We start from the raw sequence: 25930 nt of genomic DNA, 5'->3' as shown, positions 1-25930 counted from the left end.
GCCTTTTGGTCCCCAAAAGGCTTCATTTCAATCAATAACGAAAATTATAACTTTGAAAGAGCTGCTTGCTTATTAACTCCTGTAGTGATTTGTATGCTTTCCACACTTGTTGAAGGATAAAATCCTTTTATTACTTCAGATCCTTCTCGCTTTAAATATGACAATGCTTCATATAAAGGCTTCGCTTCATATTGTCTTCCTACTTTTACTTCTTTATTTGCAGCTAATTGCTCCCAAGTGACACCATTGCTTTCAATAAACTCTACAGCACCATTATCACTAATGATAATTTTCATTTCACACTCTTCTCCTTCAGCATACCAATTTAAAGTCATATAATATGAGCCGTTAGCTACTTCATAAATTCTTGTTCCATTCTCATCAACTCTGCAGCGTATTCCCCTTGTTTCACATTTGCTTTTACTAGGCAGCAATAATGTAATTCCATCTACACCATATTTTCTGCATATATCACTATTTAAAACATCAACCACATTTATTGATTTTGTAGGATCGCCAAGCATAATTCTGAGTGCAGGCTTAATCTTACCTTTCTTTCTACTTTCTTTAATTCCTATATATTCTAAAGTATTATCTTTTATACTTTCCTTTACATCTTTTGCAATTTTCTGAGCAATTGCACCTACGACATTTTTGCTATCGTACTTATTGGCATGTTTATATTCATACCTGCCATTAACCTCATATCTATACTTTTCCTGTCCTTCTTCATTGGAAAGTACAGTAGAAAAGTGTTTAAACCACTTTTCATCATCATCAATACTAACTTCTTCGTTCTTATCTTCAGAATCCATAGATACTTTACTATCTGGGCTCAGATTTTTAAAAAAATTATCTTTTAAGCGCAAATAAAAACGATTACTTTTATCAAAATAATCCTGATTATTAACTGCTTTTGGATTATCTACCACCATATTACCTCCACATATTAGCTATATAGAGGTATATATCAGTGTTGACCTTCTAGGTCAACACTAAACAATAACGAAAACTATAGTTGTTTCTTTTCACCTGCTAAAGATTGTGCTTGTGCTTCATCTACACTTGTTGAAGGTTGCTTCTCAATATGTGTGATTTAGATATTCTCGTGCTTCATCACTATATTTAATGCTCTTGTAGCTTAAACTTCTTATCAACACCTTGCCTAAATGAAAATATTCCTATTTCTTGGAAAAATTTGTTATATTTACCTTGGTTACTGACTCTCATTTTTTATGATATATTTATCCTTAAGCGGTTAAATGGCTATTTTATAATGAATTTTGTCAGTAATCGCTAGTTTTTCTCCTGCTATGCAACAAAGCCCTCTGGCATCCAGATTAGACACTAAGTTGATAAGTATAAAAGCAGCTAACCTTATGTAAAAACACAATATTCCAGTGTTAAGCACTGGAATGACATTGTATGAACATTGTACCATATTACAATCAGTTGTGATTGGTATGACAAGATTAAGAGGTGCTAGAATAATGAAACCGAAGTCATACATAGAAAATAGGTTGGGTATTTTCAACTTTTGCTATATACTCAAGTAAAAATCTCTCTTTTACAGATGGATACAGTAAAGTTTGTTTTCTTACTGCCAACAATACTACTCATACTAGTTGCTGGTGTTTACCTATCGGTTAAACTAAAATGGTTACAGGTGTTTAGACTACCGTATGCCGTTTCACTTATTGGAGCTAAAAGAGGAGAAAATAAATTTTCTTCTATAGCCGCCCTGTTTACAATCTTAGGAGGAAATTTAGGAGTAGGAAACGTTTCAGGCACTGCTGTTGCTCTAAAAACCGGAGGACCAGGATCCATTTTATGGATGGCAATAATTATTGTTGTTACTTCTGTGATAAAATATGTTACTTGTTACCTAAGTATAAAAACCAGAAAAGAAAAAAATGGACGGTTTATAGGTGGACCTGTAGCCTACATGACTGATGCATTTAATTCTAGAAAAGCTACAGTTGTGTTTCTAGTTATTATGATGATGGTTTCAATAACAGTTGGTAACCTTGTTCAGGTAAATTCTCTATCAATACCACTCAGCATGGTAGATATACCTGTAGTCATTGGCGGCATTGTAATGGCCATAATATTTTTTGTTGTTGCAGCTCTCAGCTTAAAAAAAATTAAAATTTTTATATCGGCTATGATACCGATAATGACGGTAAGTTACCTCACACTTTGCGGTATCATATTATTTAAGTTTAGTGAAAATATTCTTCCTTCTCTAAAACTAATAACAAGCAATTTTTTTACAACTAGTAGCTTTAACTCTGGCTTATCTTTAGGTTTAATTTTAGAAATGTTGACTATTATTCAAGTAGGAACTCTGCGAGGTATTTTTGCAACAGATATAGGACTTGGCCTCGAAGGAATTGTACACTCCTCGATTACTCCTAAAAAAAATAACAATAAATTTATCATTGAACAGAGTCTAATCACAATAATATCTCCTTTTATAGTTGCACTCATAGTGTTCATTACAGCAATGGTACTGCTTGTCACAGATTCTTGGATTACTGATTTAGAGAGCACTAACATGTGCATTTTTGCTTTTAGAAAAGCTATGAATTGGCCCTATACTGACTATTTAATTATGGCTATAATGTTTTGTTTTGCCTTTACTACTATCTTTACTTGGTTTTTTTGTTCAAAACAAACAATACGCTATGTATCTATGGATAATAAATACACTAAAATCTGGACTGTAGTTTTTACCTTAATCATTCCATTTGGTGCAATCGGTGGAGTTAAGTTACTCTGGGATATCGCTGATATTTCAATTGCTGCTTTGCTACTCATAAACATACTTGCTATACTCAAGCTCACTTCTCAAGATCCAGAAGTATTTACTATGAGTAGCAAATACCTGAAGTTGCAAAAACAGAGCTAAAGCAATATTTTAAGTTGTCATCCCAGTCTGGAATCCAGCCTTTCATGAACTTCATCAAAAATTTTATGTTTTAACATAATACTTTTATGCTCACTAACTGAGTGCGACTGGATCCCAGTGGGCTTTGTTGCACCACTCAAGGAAAGAACAGGCAGTTACTGATGGAATTTGTTATAAAATAGATATTTAGCCGACAAAGGAAAAATATGTCAATAAGAATGAAAGTCAGTAACTGCAATGAATATAACAAATTTCTTCAAGAAAGGGGAAATGTTTTTCATTATATCAACGATGCCATTGAAAATTGGTACGAAAATAGTCCAAAAGTAGCAGGTGGCAACAATGTCTACAGCGACAAAGTAGTGATTCTAATTCACATAATAACCTATCTATTCAGGATTGGTCTTAGGCAAACAGTGGGATTTATAGAGAAATATCTTGAGCAAATAGGGAAAATTTTGCAAATTATCAGCTATTCGCAGGCTTCAAGAAGGTTTAAAAAGCTTAATATCAAAATCAACGACTGCAGAGTTGATAAGAACGATATGGAAGATATTGAAATTGCTATAGATAGTACAGGTATCAGCATCTACAATAATATTCCAGGCCATAGTAAGGCAAATGGTACAGATAGAAAGTATCGCCGCTATGAGCAAACAAGAAAGCTACATGTAATGCTAGAGATAGGTAGTAAAAAAGTTATAGCTGCAAAATACAGTAGTGGAGTTTATTCCGACCACTATGGAGCCTGTGATCTTATTGAAAGAGTGGATACCAAGTATAACATAAGCACGATATATGCAGATAGGGCATATAATCGAAAGAAGTTATACAAACTGTGCGATGAGCTTGACATAAAGACAAGGATTCCTCCGCAAAATAATGCAGTAGAGCATCCAAAGTTGGATTATATGAATGAGAGAAATTCTACAATCAAGCTCATAAAGTCATATGATGAAGATGGTATGAAGAGGTGGAAAAAAGAGATAAATTATTGGAAGAGATCTTATATAGAAAGTTTTTTCTCGCGACTGAAGCAAATATTTGGATTTAGTTTTAGGAATAAATCTGAGATTAATCGTGAGAAGGAACTGCTACTCAAGTGTTATTTGCTTAACAAATTTACTGAAATAGGCATGGCTAAGTTTGATATAGCTTCATGAATTTATTATACATTACCCACTATCCGAAGAGCTGTGCAACAAAGCCATCCCAGTGTCAGCTACTCAAATGACATACTTTTTGGTGAAAATTACTCTTATATTACAACGTTTGTAGTTATGAATTTGACTATAGGATCAAGTCTAGAAAAATCTAGATTCCAGACTGGGATGACAACTTAAATTGCTTGATGTGAACATAAAATAGCTCATGTCATCACGTTAGCAATACAACTTCTTTAATAAAAACTAAATCAATTCCCGTAATAATTGTACTAGCTAAGGCTAAAAGGCAGAGGGTTATTAGTGAGGGAAAATATGAATACTCAAAGCACACAACAATATCATGAATTCATTCGAGGATTTTTTACTTTATTCGATGAAATAAAAAAGGAAGACGACCCAATTTATAATTCCAGAGTTGGTTTTAATGCAGTAAAGTTTCTAATAAAGCACCCCATCTGGAATTTGGAGACAGATGAAGACAAAAATAAAGCTTATGAAGTTATTCTTCCAGAGCAGAACAAGATAAAGAAAGCCGAACAAAAGCTTGAAAGTGAAGTTAAAGCAAGGTTAAAAGAGTATGTTGATGATATCGCAGGAGTTTCAATATATGGCGATCACGCAAGTATTACACTGGGAGATGACAAAAAAGAGTTTAAAATCAGCGAGTTTTTAAATAGTGACTTTTGTCAGAAGAAAGGAATTTCGGGATTTTCAACGCTGCATAGTGATGGAAAGAGCGGAATGCACGGTTTTGTTGCCGAAGAAGGAGAGAAAAGAATAAGGCATTATGTTGTAACCGATGGTTCATATGAAATGACTTTGAATTGGCATGACAAAAATGGCAAAAAATGTACTATCAAAATCAAGATTGATAAAGATGGTGTAGATCTCACTGAACGTAATGGTGTTACTGAGGAACAATTAAAAGCAAACACAGATGTAAAAATAGGTGGCTTATTCCTATATCAAATACAATTCAAGGAGAAAGGACAAGAACAAGAGAATCAACAATCATCTGAAACTTTCATAGAAAATGATATTAGTAAAGGTGTTGGCGTTCAAGCTACTCAAGATCAAGAAGTTAAGTTTAAGCATGCAACGACTAGCACTACACATTCTAATAACGCATCTGCTAAAAAGATTCCACCGTCACTGCCAACTAGAACTAGTTCATTACCTAATAATCAGCAAAAAGGTGAGTATCAGCCAATACGGATTAATAGTGGAAATAACTACAATTCTCCATATTCTGATCATTCAAACAGTACTGCTTTCACCAAATCTGTAAGCCAAAATCAAAACGATAGGCAGTCTACATTTACTACGTTTGGATATACTGCATCTGGAAGCCGAAGATCAGATGAAAGTGAGCAAATATCTAATAATCGGCAAAAAGGTGCAATTTTTGATCCTACAACTAATGAAAGCACTGCAGCAGCACAAGACGTTGCATTCAAAAAAGTTAAAGGTGCATTTAAGTATGAAAACGCTAAAGAATCAAGCAATACTGGAAATAAGCAATCACTAAATGATGTAGCTTCGATTCTTGCATGGAAAGCAAAAAATGAGTTATTACGTAGTGAAAGTAAGTATGGTGAAGAATTTTCTGACTTCGAAGATGGTTGGAGCGATAACGAAGATGAGTATATAACGCTTTCAAAACCTCAATCAGATTATAAACAAGAAAAAGATTATCTTAGCACTAAGGAAAACGAAGAAAGAGGAAACGATGAACAAAAAGAAACCGAACAAGAAAATGAATCGCTAGAATACAGCTCAACAGATATAAAAACAAACGATTCGGGCTATTCATCTCCAACTCACTCTAATCATGAACAATCTCGAGTAAATTCTGGACAGTTAAAAGCGAGCCTAATGAATGTTGAACAAAGAGATTATACCCTACTTACGGAATTTACCAGTAGGTTGGATAAAGAAACTCAGAAATTCCCGCTAAAACCAGTAAATCAAAAGAAAATGAGTGAACAAACAAAAGAACATTTATTAGCAGCTGGATTGCTAAAAGACAATGCAGCGGAGGAAGAAATAAACGACTCAGGTTACTCATCTCCAACTTACACTAGCCACGATAATTTTCAGGTAAATCCTGAACAATTAGAGAGGAAATTAGAAACCATTGAACCAAAAGATACATTGGAAAAATTGAATAAAGGATTGAGAGACCAGGCTACTAAAGATTTATTCTCAGAAAGTATGTTGAAAGAAATAAAAGAAGGTAAAAAATATGACCCTGTACGTAAGTTATTAGAAAGAAAAGTGGCAGAACAAGAAAATGATAATACTAATCTGACTATAGACAAAAATAGCGAACTATATAAATTGCTAGAAAAAGATGCAGCACAACTGAAAGCTGGAATAGTAGAAGAGGAAAGAAAAGATACTTTAACAGAACGCAATGATAGTCCTGATCGCAATAGAATTGTATTAGCAAATAGAAATAGAATCTGGGCTAAACTTATTGCTGAAGAAAAACAAAAAAAGGACAGTGGTATTAGTATAGGTTAAAGTAATTACTTAGCAAGCAATGGGTTTCATGTAATGGTAACCCTATTACAGAAGAGTATGAGCCACGTAAAAATAATACAAACATTCCTGCAAGACCTTGTATGTTGCACCCCCCTGCCCTGTTTTTCCACTCTTCTGATGCTAAATAATATTTAATTTCTTGTTCGCTGAGACGCTTAAATTTCACTATTGTAACTACAGTCCTAATATGCTGTTTAGATTGATCAGGAGTTAATAAACACACACTGGTGTATACTCTATGCCTTCTTCCTGATAACAAGCGAACGCATTTTTCTGCTTGCTCAACGTTTTCAGCTTTGAGCAGTATCCTTCTACCACAAGCAACAACTGTATCAACACCAAGCACAAAGTAATCTGGATTTGAACTTTGTGTTTTCTCAGCTTTACTTTTTGCCATACGGATTGAGTAATCTCTTGGAAGTTCCTTTTTTAAAGGAACTTCATCTATGTCTGCTGGCAAAATTAAACCTGGCTCAATATTTATTTGTTTTAGTAAAGCTATACGCCTTTTCGATGATGAAGCAAGAATAAGATTATTTAGAGATCGTTCTGTCACTTGTACCTTTAAGCCTTCTAATTATCCTACCCTTTTTTGCATTCCTATCATAAACACTCATCTCAACCAACACCCTATCGCCTATAATTATGCGTATTTTACTTCTTCTCACTTTCCCTGATACATGACAGATAATCTCATGTTCATTGTCCAGCTTCACTCTAAATTCTGCTGCAGGTAGTAAAGCAGTTACTGCCCCTTCCACTTCAAAAATTGTTTTTGATTTGTCTTCTTTTATCATTGTCGTATTATAATTTAATAATCTTTTTCAGTCTACTATAGATTTTAAATTATTATCAATACAGGAGATTTTTATACTCTACTTGAGTATTGCTCTTGCAACTTAACTCCAATCATCTCCTTAACAATGCAAGAGGAAAGCGAGCTACCTACGCTTCTACTCTCTACTACCTTCTCAATAGAAGTTATGTTAGAAGATAAATCATTATCACAATTTTCCTCATCGCTACCATATCCTCCATCAAAGCTTAAAGATCTGCATAATGTTGTTTTTTCTTTCAGTGGAACATTAGACTCATTATCAGTTTCATTAAAAACTTCTCCCATTAGAGTATAATATTTTTTTATACAACCACTGGGGATTTCATTCATTCTTTGTTTATCAGTAACTTGATCTTGTTGGTCCTCTAAGTATTTCACTTGATGATTTAAGTTTTCTATCTCCTCTTTCATTTCTTTAATTGTTTGAATTTGATCTGCAATTACGTCGATATAGTTCTCTTTCAATTCATCAATATTATCTTCATCTTCAGTGAGTTCAAGTATATCGTCTAGAAATTCCTCGTACTTGTTTTCTGGCTCCTCAATGTCGAACTTTAGTCTCTCTTCTTCAAGTTCATCGTTCAAATTGCTACACTGCCTCTCTAACTTTACAATTGTTTCTGCTTCTATTTCTTGCTTTAATTCAACATTTTCTTTAGGTAGCATTTGATTATCTGGAATCAATTCATCCATTTTTTGTGAGTTAGTTTCCGCTTGAGTTCTGATTTGTTGTGAAGCAATTTCTGGTTGAGTTTCAGTGTGCTGTAAATTGACTTCCAATGCATTGCTATTAATAGAAGGAGAAGAAGGAAGGCTATTATCAGCATCAACTTTATGATCTAACTTCCCCTCTGGTTCCTTACCTTGATAAGCCACCATAGATTCATTGTAAAAATTAATAGGAGTAGCCCTATCCTCTTCTAGTGATTCCATTACAGCATCATATAAGGAGAGACCTTGAATATATAATTCATCGTTTTGCTTTATTAATTCTAGAATCTCCTTCGATGACACAAAATCTTCACCATCAAATTTTAGTACTTCAGTTATGCCATCACTACTCACATTCATAATCATGGTACACATTCCTGATCCATCTTTTGCAGCCCAAGTGCTTGTCATTTCATAATATGCACCTTCTTTAAATTCATAATATCTTTTCTTATCTTTTTTATGAGCGTGTATTTCATGTTTTTTATTGCAATAGATATTCAGTTCTTTAATATCTTTCTCTTGCTGTAAAACGTCACTAATCTTTGTTGGCTCACTATTGTCGTAATGAGTAAGGTTAATATTCAAAACTTTATTATTATTGTCAATTTCTTCACAGTAAACTTGAAAGTCCTCTTTCCATTTTCCAAAATACCTACTTGCAACTTCTTTTCCTTCCTTTACTAACTCTATGTATTTACCTATATTTTTCTCAAAGTCCTCATTAACAGGCTTTTCTCTTTCTTTTACTGCTTCATCCACATACATTCGCTTAAAATCATTATCACCTATTAGATTACTAAAACGCCAATTACCATAAGCTTTTTGTATATCAGTAAAGTCCATCTTTTCTCTCAAAAGCGCTAATAAGCTTATCTTATCTCTCAAATTTTCTAACTCACAATCGAGAAAATCATCGAAACTGCATAACTTTTTATACAGTTCCCTATCTTCTATAATTGAGCGAAGAAATTTCATTATAGTAAGGTTCTTAATGAAAGGCTCATTTTTTTCTGCATCATTAATATAGCTTTTGAGAAATTGAAATATACCAAGCCCATCACTATCTTGGACAAACTTCTCTCTATCATTAACACAATTGTTGCCCTGTGATGAACATAATCTATTATGCAATTTTTGCAAGTCATGTATTGACTTAACTACATATTCTGCAACTGACAGTTCTCTCGGCTGATCACTTGTTTTTTCCGCTCTTACTGCTTTGTCTCCCTTAGTCAAACCTGCAATCATAATACGCCTCCTTTAACTATGTTTATATTATAACAATCAACATGTATTTAAGAAAAATCACACTGCTCACTGTACGTTTACGCTGCTACTTTGCATAATAGATTGCTTGAAGTCACACAAGTATCGTTTTTTATTAGATAAAAGTTAACAAGACGTTTTCATAGATTTTTAAGCTTAATAACATCCTCTCTATTGGGACTAGTTGAAATTAGATGAATTGGTACACCTATTAATTCTTCTATTTTTCTCACATATTTCATCAAATTTGCAGGTAATTCCTTAACTGACCTTTTGCCTTGAGTTTTCTCTTTCCAACCAGGAAATTCTTCATATATTGGCTCTAATTCTTTTTGTATTGAATGTGATGCGGGTAAATAATCATACATTTTTCCGCCATACTTATAACCAGTGCCTATTTTAATAGTATCAAAAGAATCAAGAATATCTAATTTGGTTAATACAATGCTTGAAACTCCAGAGAGTTGTACGGCCTGGCGCACTAAAACTGCGTCAAACCATCCGCAGCGCCTTCTTCTATTGCTTACTGTTCCAAGTTCCTTACCTATAGAAAATAAGCTGTCTCCAATCTCGTTATTTTGTTCAGTAGGAAATGGACCATTACCCACTCTTGTTGTATACGCTTTTGCTACACCAATAATTTGAGCATTGTAGGATAATCCTGAGCCTGTTATCGCTTGCGATGCTACGGTATTACTTGAAGTAACAAAAGGGTAAGTTCCGTGGTCGATATCTAAAAATGCGCCTTGAGCGCCTTCAAATATTATTTTCTTACCTTCTTTCATAAAATCATTTAGTATCTTCCACACAGGTTTTTTATATAAAAGAATTTTTTCTGAAATCTCTTGAATTTCCTTTAATATTTCTTCTTTTTTAACTACCTGGTAGTTAAGTCCTTTTCTGATAGCATTATGGTAACTCAGGAGAGCATCCACTCTTTGATTGAGCTCATCTGTGTTTTCTAAGTCACAAAGGCGTATAGCTCTCCTGCCAACTTTATCTTCATAACATGGCCCTATCCCTTTGTTTGTTGTACCAATTTTGTGATTTCCGTTTAAATCTTCAAATAGCTTTTCCTTGTCCTTATGTACGCTAAGTATTAATGGACAGCTCTCGGATACCATCAAGTTGTTATAGTTTACGTCTACTCCTTTAACTTTCAATGACTCTATTTCTGAGACTAGAGCATGTGAATCAAGAGCAACACCGTTTCCTATAATAGATATTTTGTCCGCTCTCAAAACAGCAGAGGGCAGTAAATTTAATTTATAAACCTCATCATCTATTACTATAGTGTGCCCTGCATTATTTCCTCCCTGAAATCTCACAACTACATCTGCATTCTCAGAAAGATAATCTACTATTTTACCCTTGCCTTCGTCACCCCATTGCAGACCAACAATTACAATATTATTCATCACTATTTTCTAGATTAATACGTAAATATTAATGCAGCATGCTACAAATGAAAAGAGAAATCTACGCCTTTCCTATATCCCTAAAATAAAGAAATAGACTATCGACTTTTTTATATATTATAAAATTATTCATCATTATATGGTACAACTTACAGCATATTTATAGTAAGGTGTTAATTATGAAAGAGGCAAAGAAGAGTCCGGTAGTTAGATTAAAGGCCACAGCTAAAGAATTCAATTTTAGTAAATTAAGAGCAGATCAAGATAATAAATTAGCGAATTCCGGTGAAACAATGTTCTTAGATTTTCAAAGAATGAATTTTATTATTAATGAAAAAGAAATAGATAAAAATTTTATTATTGCATTTAAGGAAGGAGCTAAAGATTATAAAAATGAGATTTTTAACCGTGATAATTTTGATAACCTCTCTGAAGAAGGTAAAGCTTTTATGGAACCAGTACTTAAGGAGCTTGATCAAGATAGACTATCTGAAGTTTGGGAAAATCATTGTAATAGCCCTACAGTTGCTGATGAAAAAAAAATTGATGAATATAGAAAGGAATTTGAGAGATTTTATAACGCAGGGAGAAGCTCTTATCATCTATTCTCCAAAAAAGATTACCGTGCATTAGCAAAGGAAATTTTCAAGGAAATGTTCAGGTACGCTGGGGCAGAAGTTCCAAGTAATGCTATTTTAGAAGAGCTAGTCACCAATTGTAATCAAGCAGGGTATGAAGCTGGTATATTTAATGAATCTCATGCAGCACTCAGTAGTTGTAGCTTGATTCCACATAGTCCTAAAAAAGCGCTAAACATTTACTGCACTGATCACAACCACATAAAAGTGAAGTCTGATATGGCAATGCCTATAACCACGCTTAACAATCCGAAAGAGAAAATATGTGACCTATCCAGCTCATTAGAATTCACACTTGAATCTCAAGATAGCAAAAATGGTATAATATATAAAGAAGGTAAGTTATCACTTACTATTCCTGAAGAGCTAAAAAACTATAAAGATAATGGCAAGAGCTTGTTTGACATTATTAAAGAATATTTTCAGAAATTCTGTGCAGAACTAGGATTTAAATATGAGACAAAAATACAAATAGAGCATGACTTAGGTACTCAAATCAAAGTAAATAACTATTTAGATGGTACGATATCAACCATAGGATCAGATGCAAATGAAGAATTTATTAATCTTTTAAGCAAAAACCTCAGAGAGAAGTTATTGGAATCAGGAGTTGCTCTAGGAGGTGAAGACGTTGATGATATTATTGAAGTCAGAGTATCTGCAGTTATGGATCTACTGCGTGATTATACTAAATTAGAAGATAATAAAGAAAACAGAGAGTTATTAATAAGTGAAGTAGCAGATAATTTAGGGCTTTCCACTCAAGATAAAACAGCATCAGAAGTATTGATGGAATTAAACTCTTTACCTTCTTCGATAAAAGGTCAGGTTAATCATAATCAAGTGCAGTTTGTTGTAAATATTTTTACCAATTTAATTGTTGAAGGAAAAAGCGAAGTATACAAAGAAAAAAATGCAATTAATGCAATTGATGCAATTCATCAGAAGATAGATAAGGCAATTGTTGAGCAAGAAAAAAGAGCAACCAACAAACAAGATATAGAAAATGATAAATGGACAGATAAAATAAAAAAACAGAGATTATCTATGGAATCACATGGGCATTTGCATTAAAGATACTGTGTACAGAGGCGTAGTATGCTCAATTTTCGCCTTTCATTTAAAGCACTCAAATTGATCAAACACACTCAATCGAAAGCGTTTGTAGATTCGATATCTTGAGTAACTTGACGCAGAGAGAATTGTATACCTTAGTCAACTTTTCTAGCGGTATCCATAAGGTAAATCATTATTTGAGTGTTACACCCAAGCCCTCTTTATTTTCCTCTGTTATCAAGCTAAAAATACCATTTGGTTTCATTATGTATACGAAACTATTATGCTTGCAAGAAAAAAAAACCTAAAAAACTGGAAAAGAGAATAGGAATTTGACATAAGCTATTCCCAAATTTTCAATGTTCATATGGTTATAAGCAGTACAGCTATTAATCATCCATTATTGATATACCTGAATTATTCTCAGTAAATAAATCAAGTATAATGTTAGGTACTCTACCGTCAACTATGTGAACAACCCCTGCACATTCTTCTACCATTTTAGTATATGACATAAGCCTTTCAACAAATTTTTCTCCTTTAATTTTTCCACAATCAATCGATTCTTTTAAATTTTTAATCAAGACTCTTCCATTGCCAACTTTGTTTATTTCTTCATCTGTATCACTCAAGATTATCATTTTAGATGCGTAAACTGCAAGTGCAATTGCACTTGCAGTGCTATCAGTATCAATATGATATGTTTCTCCATTTTTTCCATAACCGATAGGTGCAATAACTGGTATAGAATCTGATTCTTCAATAAAGAATAATATATCAGGATTGATTTCAGTTGGTCTACCGATAAATCCCATGTCTAGTATTTTTTCAATATTATTTAATCTATTTTCCCTAAGCGTAGTGCTTATCTTTTCAGCTTTTATGAGGTTGCCATCTTTTCCACATAGTCCAATAGCTGAACCACCAGCAGAATTTATATGCTGAACAATTTTTTTATTAATTGAACCACACAGTGCCATTTCAATGATTTTCATAGTGCTTTTGTCTGTAAGTCTGACACCATTTATAAACTTATCATTCATATCTAGCATTTTTAACACTAAGTTAATTTCATATTCTCCGTCATGAACTACTACCGGATTTATACCAAGCTGTTTCAACAGAACAACATTATGCGCAAAAGCACTAAGCAGCGTTTCATCTGAGATTATTACACTGCTGCATTTGATGATAAAAGTTTCGCCTACAAATTTAGGTATGTTAGACAGAACTTCAAATAATATTTCTGTTTTTTCCTTCAATGGCATCTTACCATTTAAAGATTCATCACTTTTCATTTTTTTATCTTGTAAATTTGAAAAACTCATCTCTTACCTTGGTGATTTTATGCTTAACACGAATGCTTATTTGATGAATTGATACATGTTCATTATTAACCCACTTTTGAGTATTTTCTAGAATAGCATTTAGACTTTCCTGATTCACTTTATCTATTTTTGTTAGCACAATATTAAAGTTAATATTATTACATATTAACCAATAAACAAAGTCTTTGTCTATTTCTTTTAATCCTACCTTGCTATCTATAAGCACAAACACTCTTTTTAGATTTCTCCTGTGAATTAGATAGTACTCAATTAGGTTTAAGTATTGTACTGCTTCTTCCTTGCTTGCACAAGAATAGCCATAACCCGGTAGGTCGACAATCCTAAACTTATCATTGTACATAGAGTAAAAATTTATTTGTCTAGTGCATCCAGGTTTAGAAGAAACTCTTGCAGCTTTTTTGCTGTTTATCAGCAAGTTGATTAAACTTGATTTTCCTACGTTTGATCTACCAGCAAATGCAATCTCTGGAGCCGACTCATCTGGTAATGATTTTTTGTCTGAAGCTCCAAATATGAAGCTGCAGATTGATGTTATCTGTTTTGCCATTATACTTAGGTAGAAATATTCGAGACAATTATAGTGTTATTGCTTGATATAAGAAATTTTTTATTTCAGTATATATTACTTACTTAAACAGCTGAAAACTAGACCTGTACTATATGGATATAGAGAATAATTTACAAGACTTAAAAAAAAAGTTTTCTGATGTAGAGAGAAATCTGGAAAACCCTACCAATTTGAGTCAAAAAGAATTCGTTAGTTTTTCAAAGGAATACTCTGAACTCAGACCAATTATCGAGATAATCGATGAATATAATATATTAAAAGAGGAAATTTCAGATTTAGAAGAAATCATGAAAGATGAGAACAGCGATGGTGATATAAAAGAGTTAGCAAAAGAAGAACTTCTTGAGAAGCAAAAGATAGTATTACCGAAAGTAAAAGCAAAACTAAAGTTGGCATTATTACCCAAAGATGAAGATGACTCAAGAAATGCAATATTAGAAATTAGAGCAGGCACAGGCGGAGAAGAAGCAGCATTATTTGCAGCGATGTTATTTCGTATGTATCAAAAATATGCAGAAAGAAGAAATTGGAAGTTTGAGCCAATAAGTATTTCTAATACAGGTATAGGTGGCTATAAGGAAGCTTCTGCACTCATTAATGGAACAGAAGTTTTTGCAAGACTGAAATTTGAGTCAGGGGTGCACAGAGTACAAAGAGTGCCAGAAACTGAATCCTCAGGAAGATTGCACACTTCCGCAGCTACTGTTGCAATATTACCTGAAGTAGAAGAGGTTGACTTTGAAATAGAAGAAAAAGATTTACGCATAGATGTTTATAGATCCAGTGGTCCTGGAGGGCAATCAGTGAATACAACTGACAGCGCAGTAAGGGTCACCCACTTGCCAACAGGGATAGTTGTAATACAGCAAGATGAAAAATCGCAGCACAAAAATAAGGCTAAAGCGCTCAAAGTGTTGAGAGCAAGGCTATACGAAATTGAAAGACAAAAAAAAGAAATGGAAAGGTCAACAATGAGGAAAAGCCAAATTGGTTCTGGAGATCGCTCTGAACGTATAAGAACTTATAACTTTCCACAATCAAGAATAACAGATCATAGAATTAATCTCACTTCACATCGACTAGAACAGATTATCAAAGAAGGTGAACTAGATGAATTTATTGAGGCATTGATTTCACGAAATGAAGCAGAAAGGTTGACTGGAGGGGGTAATGTTACTTTTTGATGGAAATTTGAAACAAAGCATAGGTATCAGGTTAAAAAGAAGTAAAGTTAGTTGTTCATAAGGTTGACAATTATTTAAATTTATGCTATAATTAGCAGCTCTATAACTTACAGAAACCATGGAAGTTGACTTTAATCAATATGTTAATAGTAACACCTTAGAGTTAAATAATCTATATGTATATATGGAAAAGCTAGTAAACTTTTTACAGAAAAAGCAAAATATTACAAGCTTGACTTTATCTAATTGTTATATTGATGCTCAGTGCGGAGAAGTTTTAAATGAAGCATTAGAGAATATTAATCTTCCAAATATTACTGAGTGTAAATTAACTTCTAGCATTATTGGCGCAGAAGGCTCAATAGCAATCACTAAATTGTTAAAGAATGGTAACTTTCCAAATCTTATTAAACTTGATTTAATTTCTAATGATATTGATGTTGAAAGTGGAATAATATTAATGAGTGCGCTAAGGGGTAGTAGTTTTTCAAATATTAAAGAATTTAATTTACTTTATGACAACGTCTGCAACGAAGGCATAGCAGCATTACGTGAATCATAGAACAACAATATGCTTCCAAATCTTATTAAGTTTAGTTTTCCCTTTAGTATTACTAATGATAACAAAGATATGGAAATGTCAAACGAATACCTATTCGGTTAATAGCATCATATAGAAAAAGGCAAGTTACATTTATTTGTTGCTGTTCATAGAACATCCAAATTCAACTATAGACCTGCTAAAAGGTGTAGGAAATCTTACTGCTATTGACATTATTGCGAAAATTCCATCAATTGATAACTTCCTATTCTGTGTAAAAAAATAAGAAAGGAGAGGAAAAAAAGGATTAGTTTCTTTTATGATTATCCAAGAAGTCTAGTCTAAATTCAAGTTTTGTGAATAGGCCTAGCGCTTAAATTTTTGATTAAAAAGGGACAAGTTTAGTAAAAAATAATGATATTATAAGTGGAACATAAAATAGTCCCACTGCAGTACTAATTAGGAGCAATAAAGTAGCTTTATCTGGTTGGTAATTTAAAATATTAGCAAGTATTATACTGGATCCAGAAATTGGAATAATAGCCAGTAACATCAGTGCTTTATAGATGCTTTCATCATATATACCTGTAACATGCTTGTCTAGTAAGACAATTCCCAAAACAAATAACGGCCAGAATATGTACTTTGCTACAATAGTGGTCAAAGCAAGCTTCCAATCTACTTTAAAATTTGTAATTTGTGCAATACTTATTCCAAGCAGCACCATTCCTAATGTGATAAATGTACTTCTGATATTTATCATAACATCCGTCAAAAAAGTGGGTATTTGTATATCATATATACTTAAAAAGAAGCCTAGAATCATCGCATATAATGAAGGAAGTTTGAGTAACTTTAATATGCATTCTTTTGCAGTATAGATACCATTTGCAGCTATATAAAATCCCAAGCTATTTTCAAATAGTGCCATTCCTATGTAACAGACAACATACACAGACACTGAATCTTCATCAAATAAAGCCATGGCAATCGGTAGACCAAAATAACCCATGCTTGTGCTGCCCGAGCTAAACGCTAATATGTTTCTCGTGTTGTCCTTAAATAAAAAAGAAGAAAGATAATACACTGATAAGGACATAGTACTACCTATAAACCATATCAAAATCGGCAGAGAAATTACTTTTAAATTAACTTCTGTATGAGATACTCCGTATAAAATCACTATTGGATTAGCTATATAAAAGAGTATTTGAGATATAGTATTTCTATCAATTTTAAGATATCTTCCTGCTAAGTAACCAATAAGTATTGTAATGTAAATAGGTAATATTTTGAGGAAAAGAGTGAAGAACATACTAGCCTATTGTGATATCTTTGCTGATAAAGTGATATTAGATTTTAAGGTATTGTAAAAGCAAGTAAAATTTATTTTCCAATTAATCAAGTTCATAGTTAGTTAAAAAAGATTCACTGAGTGCCAAAATTTGTTCTTATATAGGACTTAATAATGATATTTTTATGACTAAATTATGTTAAGTTTGTATAAAGCTCCTTGTATATTTTTATAAGCCACTTTTAGTAATTTAGGTAGATTGTTGAAAAAACACTCATCTTGAATGGTTCTCAGGAATTCTTGCCTTAATCATTAAAATCGCACTATTACTTTCCATAATTTTTTTAAAGCCAACTTTTTCGTAAACACGGATTGCACAAACATTTGCTATACCTGGGTCGACAAAGGCATTCTCATAAACTTTAAAGACAAATTTGTTTAAAAATATATTCAAAGCTTGTGAACCAACTCCTTTACCTACATAATTCAGCTCTCCGATATACCAGTCTATAGCAGCACAACTTTCTGGAAGTTCTAAAGTGTTATAGATCTGTTTAGGTGGGAAATCATGTTTGTTGTAATATTGAATATAACCAATATCAACTCCATCACAATTAATAATGAATGCGTGCATTGGTTTTTCAATAATTTGTGTCTTAAATTTCAAACGTTTGAATCCTTTAACGTAGTTGCTATATTTTTTCTCAATTAACTCTGGTGTCCAATTTATATCCGTATCCCACCACTTCTTTATATGGGGCATTTCTACCCATTTTAATAATAGTGAAAAATGTTCTTCTTTCAACGCTTTAAATGTGATATTTTTATTCATTAATTAAAGATTTTAAGTGTTACTACCGTTTTTATTAATTCTATCTCTAATTGCTAAGTTCATTGAAATTGATATTTCTGTACCTAGTTTTCCTGATATAGTACTCTATTTTAACGTACCGGAAGGCACAATTCAATTAACTATTGCTTATAATTTTTTAGGCGTTTGCATAGGAGGGTTATTTTTTGGTCCATTGTCTGAATGCTATGGCAGAAGAAGGATGATGATCATAGGCAACACTTTGCTACTCATCGGTGCTGTTGGCTGTGTTTTTGCGCTGTCAGTTTCTTGGCTTTTAATCTCTCGCTTTATTCAAGGCATTGGTGTTAGCACATCTGTAGTTGTGTTTGCAATTATTGCAGACAGCTATAAAGGCAACGAAGCAGTAAAATTTATTGGAATCATGAATTCTATTATCACAGTTCTCATAGCAATTGCACCAGTATTAGGCAGTTTCATCAACAAAATTGTTGGGTGGCGTGGTAACTATGCAAGTGTTGCAATACTTTGTTTCATCTCTTGGGTTTTGCTGCTTTTTCTGTTACCAGAAACAAAAAAGGACCGTGATATTTTTAGTCTAAAAAAAATGATGAAAGACTATAAAAAATTATTATCAAGTTCAAAATTTATGGTGTTGTCTTTGGCACAGAGCCTTTTTTCTGCGGCTTATATGTCATTCATTACTTGTGGCCCTTTTTTGTATATGGAAACTTTTGGTTTATCCAGCACTATTTATGCGCTACATCAAGGTGCAATGGTTGGGTCTTTCTCACTAATTAGCCTGTTTTCCAGTAAGATCTTAAAGAAACTTGGAGCAATTTGGTGTGTAATTTCCGGTACAGGCGTAATTGCTATTGGATCCCTATCACTTTTAATATTCAGTATAATCATGCCCAGTGCTTACTACTTAGTAACGCTGTCTATGGTTATTTTTTGTATTGGCTGTGGAATTTGTCAAGCAGTCATTTTCAATGCATCATTAAATATTTTCCCTGAAATGAAAGGCACAACTTCTTCTGCAATTTCATTTATTAGAGCTTCTATCATGGCTATTTTTATCGGCTTAACAAGCTACGTTTACGATGGTCAAGCAACCAGTGTAGCTATTCTTGTTTTTTTTGCAGTAGTTCTAATTTACTGTCTATTTATTGTTTTCAAGGTCTGGAAAAATCTATAATCACCATATAGATCCTTCTCATTTCTAGTTATTGCGGTAATATGTATTGTAACTTTGCTGGCTGCTCTAGATGTATCTCTTCCAAATCACCTAATCTATATTAGTTAAAGAGTATTATCTTGCTCATGCGTCTAAAGTTTGAGAGCCAATTTTCAGCAATCCAATCAAATTCCAATTTTTTTCAAACAACTGTTTCTTGCTATTTTTGTACCTTAAAAAATTTAGCTTACTTTTACGCTAGCTTGTTCAAATAGCATTAGTACGATTTACTTTTTTTGAATGTAGAGATTTTCTAGGGATTGTCCTCTTAAATTCTATAGTATCTTGTTTAACATTGAAACGAGAATCCAGTTTCAAGCATTGAAGTGACGAATCAAGAGCTGCTTTTATTCCACCACTCTCAACTACTCGAGTAGTGGACAATGGAATACGATTACTTTCGTTTATACTAATCAGCACGTCAAATTCTATGCTATTATTGTGTTGTTTGATGTTGCTAGCTCTAATTTTACCATTTCCAAACCAAAACTTTATAGAATTACTCGCATCATGATTGATGTCTGCAGAATCAGGCAAAATAGCAAAATTCGCGTTGTTTACAAATCTAGAAAACGCATTTTTGATGTTGTTAAATGTACCGTAATGGTCTATATGGTCGTCATTAATACTTGTTACAACAGCAATATCTGCAGGAATTTTTAACATAGTTCCATCAGACTCATCAGCCTCAATTAAGAAAATGTCACTTTTGCCAAGTTTTGCATTACTCTGATAGGAATTTAATATTCCTCCAACAATTACAGTGGCGTCAGCACCAGAATGATCAAAAATGGAAGCAATCATAGCTGTCGTCGTCGTCTTGCCACTTGAACCTGAAACTGCTATCACATATTTACCTTTCATAATTTTAACCAGCATGTCTGACCTATGCAAAACGGTTTTATTGTTATTTCTTGCTGCAACTAGCTCCACATTATCAGGTTTTATTGCGGAAGAATGTACAACTATTTGAGCTTGTCTAATACTACTTGCATCGTGACCAATATAGACCTCTATACCTAATTTTTGTAACCTATCTATATTGTCGTTTGATCGCGTATCACTGCCTTGAACTTTATAACTGGAATTATGAAGAATTTCAGCAATTGCGCTCATTCCAATTCCACCTATACCGATTATATGTATTACTTCTTTTTTAGTGCTGTGCATATTTGGCAGTAGACGTTTACTTATTACTAAATTTATTATAGTATAATTTAAAATCCTCATGGTATCGAACCATTTCACTAAGTACAATGATAAAAAAACTAGCCTTTCTATGTCTAATATTCGTTTTGATGAGTAGTTGTAGTTTTAGCAATAGGTGTAATCACACCGCAGGTCATTATAAAATTGGCAATAGCTATACAATAAATGGTATCACCTACCACCCAAAATACTGTAGCTGTTATGAGGAAGTAGGAATAGCATCGTGGTATGGAATAGAAGATCATGGCACAATTACAGCTAACGGTGAAGTGTTTAATCGTCACTTGATTTCTGCAGCACATAAGACCTTGCCCCTACCCTGCTTTGTTCGTGTTACTAATTTAGAAAATGGAAGAAAGCTTGTTATAAGAGTTAATGATAGAGGGCCATTTGTTGAAGGTAGAATAATAGACTTGTCAGAAAAAGCAGCACAAGTTTTAGGACTTCATAAGTCTGGGCTTGCGAAGGTAAAAGTCGAGTACTTAAGAAAGAGGTCAGAACAATTGATACAAAATACTCCTCATTACAAAAGGCAATATGAAAAAGAAATGCAGAAACGTCACCCAAAACAAAACAATGCAGAAAGTAAGGGATATGTAGCATTTTTTGTAAACGCTCAGGTAGCTAAATCAGCTGCATCAAAGCTTCGTAATCAAGGAATAGAAAATGTTAGATTGCTTTTCAAGAATGATCAATATTGCGTAAAAGTAAGTTAAAACCTGCATTACAGATTGTGTAGCATGACAGAAACTATTTGACAAATGAGAATGTTCCAAAAGCATGTGCGTTAAATTGAGAAACTATCGTGAAATATAGCAATATTTAAGATTGGTATTTTATTTGTTACATTTCAGGTAGTGACAGCTACCTCAGATGTAGCTGTAAAAAATAATCTACCACTTAAGAAATTTCATTAAAAAAAATAGCATAATCTTATTTCTCTAAAAAATACTATCTTCAACTTGAATATGTTGAAAAATATTTTGCGTATTATCCAAAAAGTCATCCTTTATAGCAGCTAGCTCGGATTGTTTTTGAGATAGATTATCTTCTATTGTTCTATTAAAACAATCAAGATCATTGCACTTTAGTTGAGAGCGCATGTCTCCATTTTCATATAAACCTCGTATAACGTCATAATATGCTCGAGTTTCATCAGTTTCTGGTTGTTGCTTTTCTTTGAGTATTGCCTTTAATTTTGAATCTATGTCTAATTCTCTTTTTATAGCTTCAGTAGAATTTTTATGATATTTTTCATAATCTTCAAAACTTTTTAATATTTTACCTTTGATTTCATTTTGTAACATCTTTAGCAAATCTTTAGCATGAGGTTTTTCAATTTTTTCCTTCCACTCATCATACGTATATTCTTGTCGACTACCATATTTTTTATCTTGACACTCACTTCCTATGTTAAACAGCTCTTTGTTACAGATTTTATCACCCTTATAAAAGTAATCGCTTATATTAATTTTATCGCTAGTTAAAGTTTGTCTAATTGCTGCTTTATTTTCTGCAAGTTCTTCTCTGTACTTGCTAATGCAATTTAGTAATTCTTTTTTGCAATCTGTAGTCATAATCTAGCTCCTTTAATAAAATTAGACCTAATTTAGTGTAAAATAATTAATATTTTATTACTATTTTGGTTATAACTAAGATAGTAATGAGAAGTTCAGTGTCTACAAAGTTCGTTTAAACTATTTTCAAAATGGGTATAATATAATTTTAGGTTAATAAAATGAATTACGATGTAATCATTTCAGGTAGTGGGCTAATTGGTCTTATTACTGCTATTGGCCTGAGTAATGACTCTGTATCTGTAGCCGTAATTGAGAAAAATAGTTTACCACGTGCAGTTGATGATAATCGAGCATTTGCCATTTCTCAAGGATCAAAAAAAATACTAGAAAAATTAGGGATTTGGCGGCTCTTAGAAGGCGAAACTGAACCAATACTTGATATATGCATATTAGATGGAGATAGTCCATTTACTGTGCATTATGACCATAAAATGGTTGGTGAAGAGCCAATGGGCTATGTAATCAAGAGCGCTATTATATGGAATGCAATCAATAAAAATTTTTTGCATAAACTCAATATATATTCTCCACGTTCCTATAAAACAATCTCTTGTGACGAAGGATACATGGAAGTTACTCTTGATAATGATCAAAAATTGATATCATCACTATTTATCTGTGCTGAAGGTAAAAACTCTAGGTTGCCAGAGTTGTTTTCTATACCAATGATAAAATTTGATTATAAACAAAATAGCATGGTATTTAATGTAAAACATGAATTACATCACCAAAACTTAGCTGTAGAGCGGTTTTTTCCTGGTGGTCCATTTGCAATTTTGCCAATGAAAGGTGGCTATACTTCTTCAATAGTTTGGACAGAAAAATGCGAAATTTCAAAAATGCTGATGAGCTTATCCGAAGAGGAATTTGTCATAGAACTCAAAAAAAGATTTGGTTCTTATTTGGGAGAAATTGAATTAGAGGGTGAAAGAAGATTCTATCCTTTGAGTTTTTCTTTTGCAAGAAAGCTGCATAAAAGCAGAATTTTGCTGATTGGCGATGCAGCACATTCAATCCACCCGGTTGCAGGTCAAGGACTTAACCTTGGAATGAGAGATGTAGAGAGTGTTATTAGACAAATAACTGCTGCAAAATCCTCTGGCATTGATGTTGGCAGTAATTATCTATTGAAGAAAATTTCATATGACAGATACTTTGATAATTTTACTATGGCACTTGCAACTGATGGACTAAATAGAATATTTTCCAACAGAATACTTTGCGCTCAAGTTCTGAGAAATCTTGGTTTAATGGTAGTTGAAAATTCAGATTTTCTTAAAAAAAGCTTCGTTCGACATGCTATGGGGTTTATATAAATCATTAGATTTCTTTCATCATAATCAGGTATCATTAGAGTAGTTGACACTGGAGCTCAAATTCCATAATGTCATGCCAGTGCCCAGACACTGGCATCCAGAAAAATTTATAAGCAAACTTGAGTTATGCTAAATTTGATGAAACGAAAAACTGGATGCCAGCAGGCTTTGTTGCACCACTCAAGGAAAGAACAGGCAGTTACTGATGGAATTTGTTATAAAATAGATATTTAGCCGACAAAGGAAAAATATGCCAATAAGAATGAAAGTCAGTAACTGCAATGAATATAACAAATTTCTTCAAGAAAGGGGAAATGTTTTTCATTATATCAACGATGCCATTGAAAATTGGTACGAAAATAGTCCAAAAGTAGCAGGTGGCAACAATGTCTACAGCGACAAAGTAGTGATTCTAATTCACATAATAACCTATCTATTCAGGATTGGTCTTAGGCAAACAGTGGGATTTATAGAGAAATATCTTGAGCAAATAGGGAAAATTTTGCAAATTATCAGCTATTCGCAGGCTTCAAGAAGGTTTAAAAAGCTTAATATCAAAATCAACGACTGCAGAGTTGATAAGAACGATATGGAAGATATTGAAATTGCTATAGATAGTACAGGTATCAGCATCTACAATAATATTCCAGGCCATAGTAAGGCAAATGGTACAGATAGAAAGTATCGCCGCTATGAGCAAACAAGAAAGCTACATGTAATGCTAGAGATAGGTAGTAAAAAAGTTATAGCTGCAAAATACAGTAGTGGAGTTTATTCCGACCACTATGGAGCCTGTGATCTTATTGAAAGAGTGGATACCAAGTATAACATAAGCACGATATATGCAGATAGGGCATATAATCGAAAGAAGTTATACAAACTGTGCGATGAGCTTGACATAAAGACAAGGATTCCTCCGCAAAATAATGCAGTAGAGCATCCAAAGTTGGATTATATGAATGAGAGAAATTCTACAATCAAGCTCATAAAGTCATATGATGAAGATGGTATGAAGAGGTGGAAAAAAGAGATAAATTATTGGAAGAGATCTTATATAGAAAGTTTTTTCTCGCGACTGAAGCAAACATTTTGGTTTAGTTTTAGAAACAAATCTGAGGTTAATCGTGAGAGAGCTCAAGTGTTATTTGCTTAACAAAATTACTGATATAGGCATGGCTAAATTTGAGATAGCTTCATTCCACGTTACCTATTATCCGAAGAGTGATGCAATAAAGCCATTCCAGTGTCACAAGCTGGAATAACAAGAAAAAGGGTACTGGCATGACATTAAATGATTTTCCTTATTTTAGCATTAAACGCGATGAAGAAAATCATTTATAATCGCTACAGCAACTAGTGTTGAAACCTGACGTACCTTTTGGCTTGACAAACGAGAGTTTTTATCTGATTTGACAACAAGGGCTTCTAGATGACTTTGAAAGTAAATATTACCATGCTTATCTTCGATAGCTTCTATTACCCCGTCATTGGCAAATGCTGCAATTTTATATCCAAGTAGCTCTAGCCTTCTTCTATTCTCTGTAGTATTACTTACTGTACCTGAATGAGCATTCGGAAAATAAGTTGAAAACCAGCCATTTTGATTAGGTAGTAAAAATCTAGCTACCACTTTTTCCAAACGACTACCTGGAACAATTTTTATCTGCTGAAGAGATATATTCTCTTTTTGTGGATAGGATGATGATTTTAAATGATTCTTCTCATCATTAACAACATTTGTTATTTCAATTTCTTTTGCATGCATAATGTCTTGTAAACCACCGCATATGGCAAGCAAATGAATTGTAGGATTGTCATCTACTGTTTTTACAATTGCTTCATTCACAAGCTGGCGGTAAGGGTTAAGAGCTGAATGAAAGTTATCTGAAATAAATATTCTGTTTATCTTTTGCTCTTTGATAAATTTTGCAACTTCAACTTTTATTCGATCTAGTATCAGCTTTTTTGCCAATATTTCATCTTGTTTTGCGAACTCTTCTTGGATTTCTTTTAGATTAATTATTTTGTCGTAGTCAATGAATATAGTTTTAACCCCAAAATTATTGAATATCTCATAGATATTTTGAGATTCATCTGTTTGCAATAAACCAACAATTATATTATAATTTACTGCATTCTCTGCTGTCAAAGCAGATGGTTCTTTGTTTACTTTTTCACTATAAGCGATATTACTTAATAGTAGAAATGTAATTAATAGTATATTAAATATTCTATTGTAACATTTATACATTATTTCCTAAATAATTATATTAATATTATAATATAT

The 25930-nt window shown here is 32.9% G+C and carries 21 protein-coding genes and 1 pseudogene; 10 read left to right on the top strand and 12 right to left on the bottom strand.

The genetic code is table 11. From position 1 onward, the window contains the following. Positions 1–44: 44 nt before the first annotated feature. The gene (locus AAHF52_RS00615) at positions 45–935 is read right to left on the bottom strand and encodes a hypothetical protein (RefSeq protein ID WP_052264770.1); all 891 of its coding nucleotides are present in this window, start codon (positions 933–935) and stop codon (positions 45–47) included. 638 nt (positions 936–1573) lie between these two features. Here AAHF52_RS00615 and AAHF52_RS00610 point away from each other — a divergent pair. From AAHF52_RS00610 to AAHF52_RS00600, 3 genes are all read left to right on the top strand, one after another. Beyond that, positions 1574–2911, top strand: a complete 1338-nt coding sequence (locus AAHF52_RS00610) for an alanine/glycine:cation symporter family protein (protein ID WP_052264771.1) — start codon at positions 1574–1576, stop codon at positions 2909–2911. A gap of 206 nt (positions 2912–3117) precedes the next feature. After that, positions 3118–4074, top strand: coding sequence for an IS5 family transposase (locus tag AAHF52_RS00605; RefSeq protein WP_264376809.1), 957 nt, complete (start codon positions 3118–3120; stop codon positions 4072–4074). 315 nt (positions 4075–4389) lie between these two features. Next, positions 4390–6603, top strand: a complete 2214-nt coding sequence (locus tag AAHF52_RS00600; protein WP_052264697.1) for a hypothetical protein — start codon at positions 4390–4392, stop codon at positions 6601–6603. On the opposite strand, the gene AAHF52_RS00595 is transcribed toward AAHF52_RS00600, so the two are convergent. The 4 genes from AAHF52_RS00595 to AAHF52_RS00580 all read right to left on the bottom strand — a co-directional run bounded on the left by AAHF52_RS00595 (position 6590) and on the right by AAHF52_RS00580 (position 10860). Further along, positions 6590–7180, bottom strand: a complete 591-nt coding sequence (locus AAHF52_RS00595; RefSeq protein ID WP_052264696.1) for a Maf family nucleotide pyrophosphatase — start codon at positions 7178–7180, stop codon at positions 6590–6592. The genes AAHF52_RS00600 and AAHF52_RS00595 overlap by 14 nt on opposite strands. Continuing rightward, positions 7158–7421: a translation initiation factor IF-1 gene (infA, locus tag AAHF52_RS00590; protein WP_052264695.1), complete on the bottom strand. Its 264-nt coding sequence runs from the start codon at positions 7419–7421 to the stop codon at positions 7158–7160. The genes AAHF52_RS00595 and infA overlap by 23 nt, the downstream gene beginning before the upstream one ends. A gap of 71 nt (positions 7422–7492) precedes the next feature. Continuing rightward, a complete protein-coding gene (locus tag AAHF52_RS00585) occupies positions 7493–9424 on the bottom strand; it encodes a hypothetical protein (protein WP_342068422.1) in 1932 nt (643 codons plus the stop codon). 158 nt (positions 9425–9582) lie between these two features. Then, positions 9583–10860: an adenylosuccinate synthase gene (locus AAHF52_RS00580; RefSeq protein ID WP_007302822.1), complete on the bottom strand. Its 1278-nt coding sequence runs from the start codon at positions 10858–10860 to the stop codon at positions 9583–9585. Between the two features lie 179 nt (positions 10861–11039). On the opposite strand from AAHF52_RS00580, the gene AAHF52_RS00575 reads away from it, so the two are divergent. Beyond that, on the top strand, positions 11040–12572 hold the full coding sequence (locus AAHF52_RS00575; protein ID WP_007302823.1) for a hypothetical protein: 1533 nt from the start codon (positions 11040–11042) through the stop codon (positions 12570–12572). 371 nt (positions 12573–12943) lie between these two features. Here AAHF52_RS00575 and argB read toward each other — a convergent pair whose 3' ends face one another. Both argB and yihA read right to left on the bottom strand, forming a co-directional pair. Next, positions 12944–13882, bottom strand: coding sequence for an acetylglutamate kinase (gene argB / locus AAHF52_RS00570; RefSeq protein WP_007302824.1), 939 nt, complete (start codon positions 13880–13882; stop codon positions 12944–12946). Further along, positions 13857–14450, bottom strand: coding sequence for a ribosome biogenesis GTP-binding protein YihA/YsxC (gene yihA / locus AAHF52_RS00565; protein ID WP_007302825.1), 594 nt, complete (start codon positions 14448–14450; stop codon positions 13857–13859). The genes argB and yihA overlap by 26 nt, the downstream gene beginning before the upstream one ends. A gap of 113 nt (positions 14451–14563) precedes the next feature. Between yihA and prfA the strand changes: the two genes are divergently transcribed. Continuing rightward, positions 14564–15655 (top strand): peptide chain release factor 1, encoded by a 1092-nt coding sequence (prfA, locus tag AAHF52_RS00560; protein ID WP_007302826.1) that lies wholly within the window; start codon positions 14564–14566, stop codon positions 15653–15655. Positions 15656–15773: 118 nt separating this feature from the next. Then, positions 15774–16217 (top strand): hypothetical protein, encoded by a 444-nt coding sequence (locus tag AAHF52_RS00555; protein ID WP_012481725.1) that lies wholly within the window; start codon positions 15774–15776, stop codon positions 16215–16217. Between the two features lie 364 nt (positions 16218–16581). Here AAHF52_RS00555 and AAHF52_RS00550 read toward each other — a convergent pair whose 3' ends face one another. Both AAHF52_RS00550 and AAHF52_RS00545 read right to left on the bottom strand, forming a co-directional pair. Continuing rightward, entirely contained in the window at positions 16582–17511 is a 930-nt protein-coding gene (locus AAHF52_RS00550) for an AEC family transporter (protein WP_007302828.1), read from the bottom strand. Between the two features lie 253 nt (positions 17512–17764). Beyond that, entirely contained in the window at positions 17765–18322 is a 558-nt protein-coding gene (locus AAHF52_RS00545) for a GNAT family N-acetyltransferase (RefSeq protein WP_007302829.1), read from the bottom strand. Positions 18323–18338: 16 nt separating this feature from the next. On the opposite strand from AAHF52_RS00545, the gene AAHF52_RS00540 reads away from it, so the two are divergent. Then, positions 18339–19499, top strand: a complete 1161-nt coding sequence (locus AAHF52_RS00540; protein ID WP_007302830.1) for a multidrug effflux MFS transporter — start codon at positions 18339–18341, stop codon at positions 19497–19499. A gap of 440 nt (positions 19500–19939) precedes the next feature. On the opposite strand, the pseudogene AAHF52_RS00535 reads toward AAHF52_RS00540, so the two are convergent. After that, positions 19940–20768: pseudogene (locus tag AAHF52_RS00535) on the bottom strand (Mur ligase domain-containing protein); the annotation flags it as partial. Between the two features lie 26 nt (positions 20769–20794). On the opposite strand from AAHF52_RS00535, the gene AAHF52_RS00530 reads away from it, so the two are divergent. Continuing rightward, positions 20795–21463 (top strand): septal ring lytic transglycosylase RlpA family protein, encoded by a 669-nt coding sequence (locus AAHF52_RS00530; RefSeq protein WP_012481726.1) that lies wholly within the window; start codon positions 20795–20797, stop codon positions 21461–21463. Between the two features lie 225 nt (positions 21464–21688). Here the strand turns inward: AAHF52_RS00530 and AAHF52_RS00525 are convergent, their stop codons facing one another. Continuing rightward, positions 21689–22324 carry a hypothetical protein gene (locus AAHF52_RS00525; RefSeq protein ID WP_052264692.1) on the bottom strand — a complete coding sequence of 212 codons (636 nt, stop codon included), beginning with the start codon at positions 22322–22324 and terminating at the stop codon, positions 21689–21691. Positions 22325–22485: 161 nt separating this feature from the next. On the opposite strand from AAHF52_RS00525, the gene ubiH reads away from it, so the two are divergent. Together ubiH and AAHF52_RS00515 are read left to right on the top strand one after the other, a co-directional pair. Further along, entirely contained in the window at positions 22486–23643 is a 1158-nt protein-coding gene (gene ubiH / locus AAHF52_RS00520; protein ID WP_007302833.1) for a 2-octaprenyl-6-methoxyphenyl hydroxylase, read from the top strand. 250 nt (positions 23644–23893) lie between these two features. After that, the gene (locus AAHF52_RS00515; protein WP_264376814.1) at positions 23894–24796 is read left to right on the top strand and encodes an IS5 family transposase; all 903 of its coding nucleotides are present in this window, start codon (positions 23894–23896) and stop codon (positions 24794–24796) included. 159 nt (positions 24797–24955) lie between these two features. Here AAHF52_RS00515 and AAHF52_RS00510 read toward each other — a convergent pair whose 3' ends face one another. Further along, positions 24956–25894, bottom strand: a complete 939-nt coding sequence (locus AAHF52_RS00510; protein WP_264376815.1) for a gamma-glutamyl-gamma-aminobutyrate hydrolase family protein — start codon at positions 25892–25894, stop codon at positions 24956–24958. Between the last annotated feature and the right edge of the window lie 36 nt (positions 25895–25930).

It is taken from the genome of Wolbachia endosymbiont (group B) of Melanargia galathea (genome assembly GCF_964030625.1).
In the GTDB taxonomy this organism is placed as follows: Bacteria; Pseudomonadota; Alphaproteobacteria; order Rickettsiales; family Anaplasmataceae; genus Wolbachia.
This window is presented reverse-complemented; position numbering and strand designations above follow the sequence as displayed.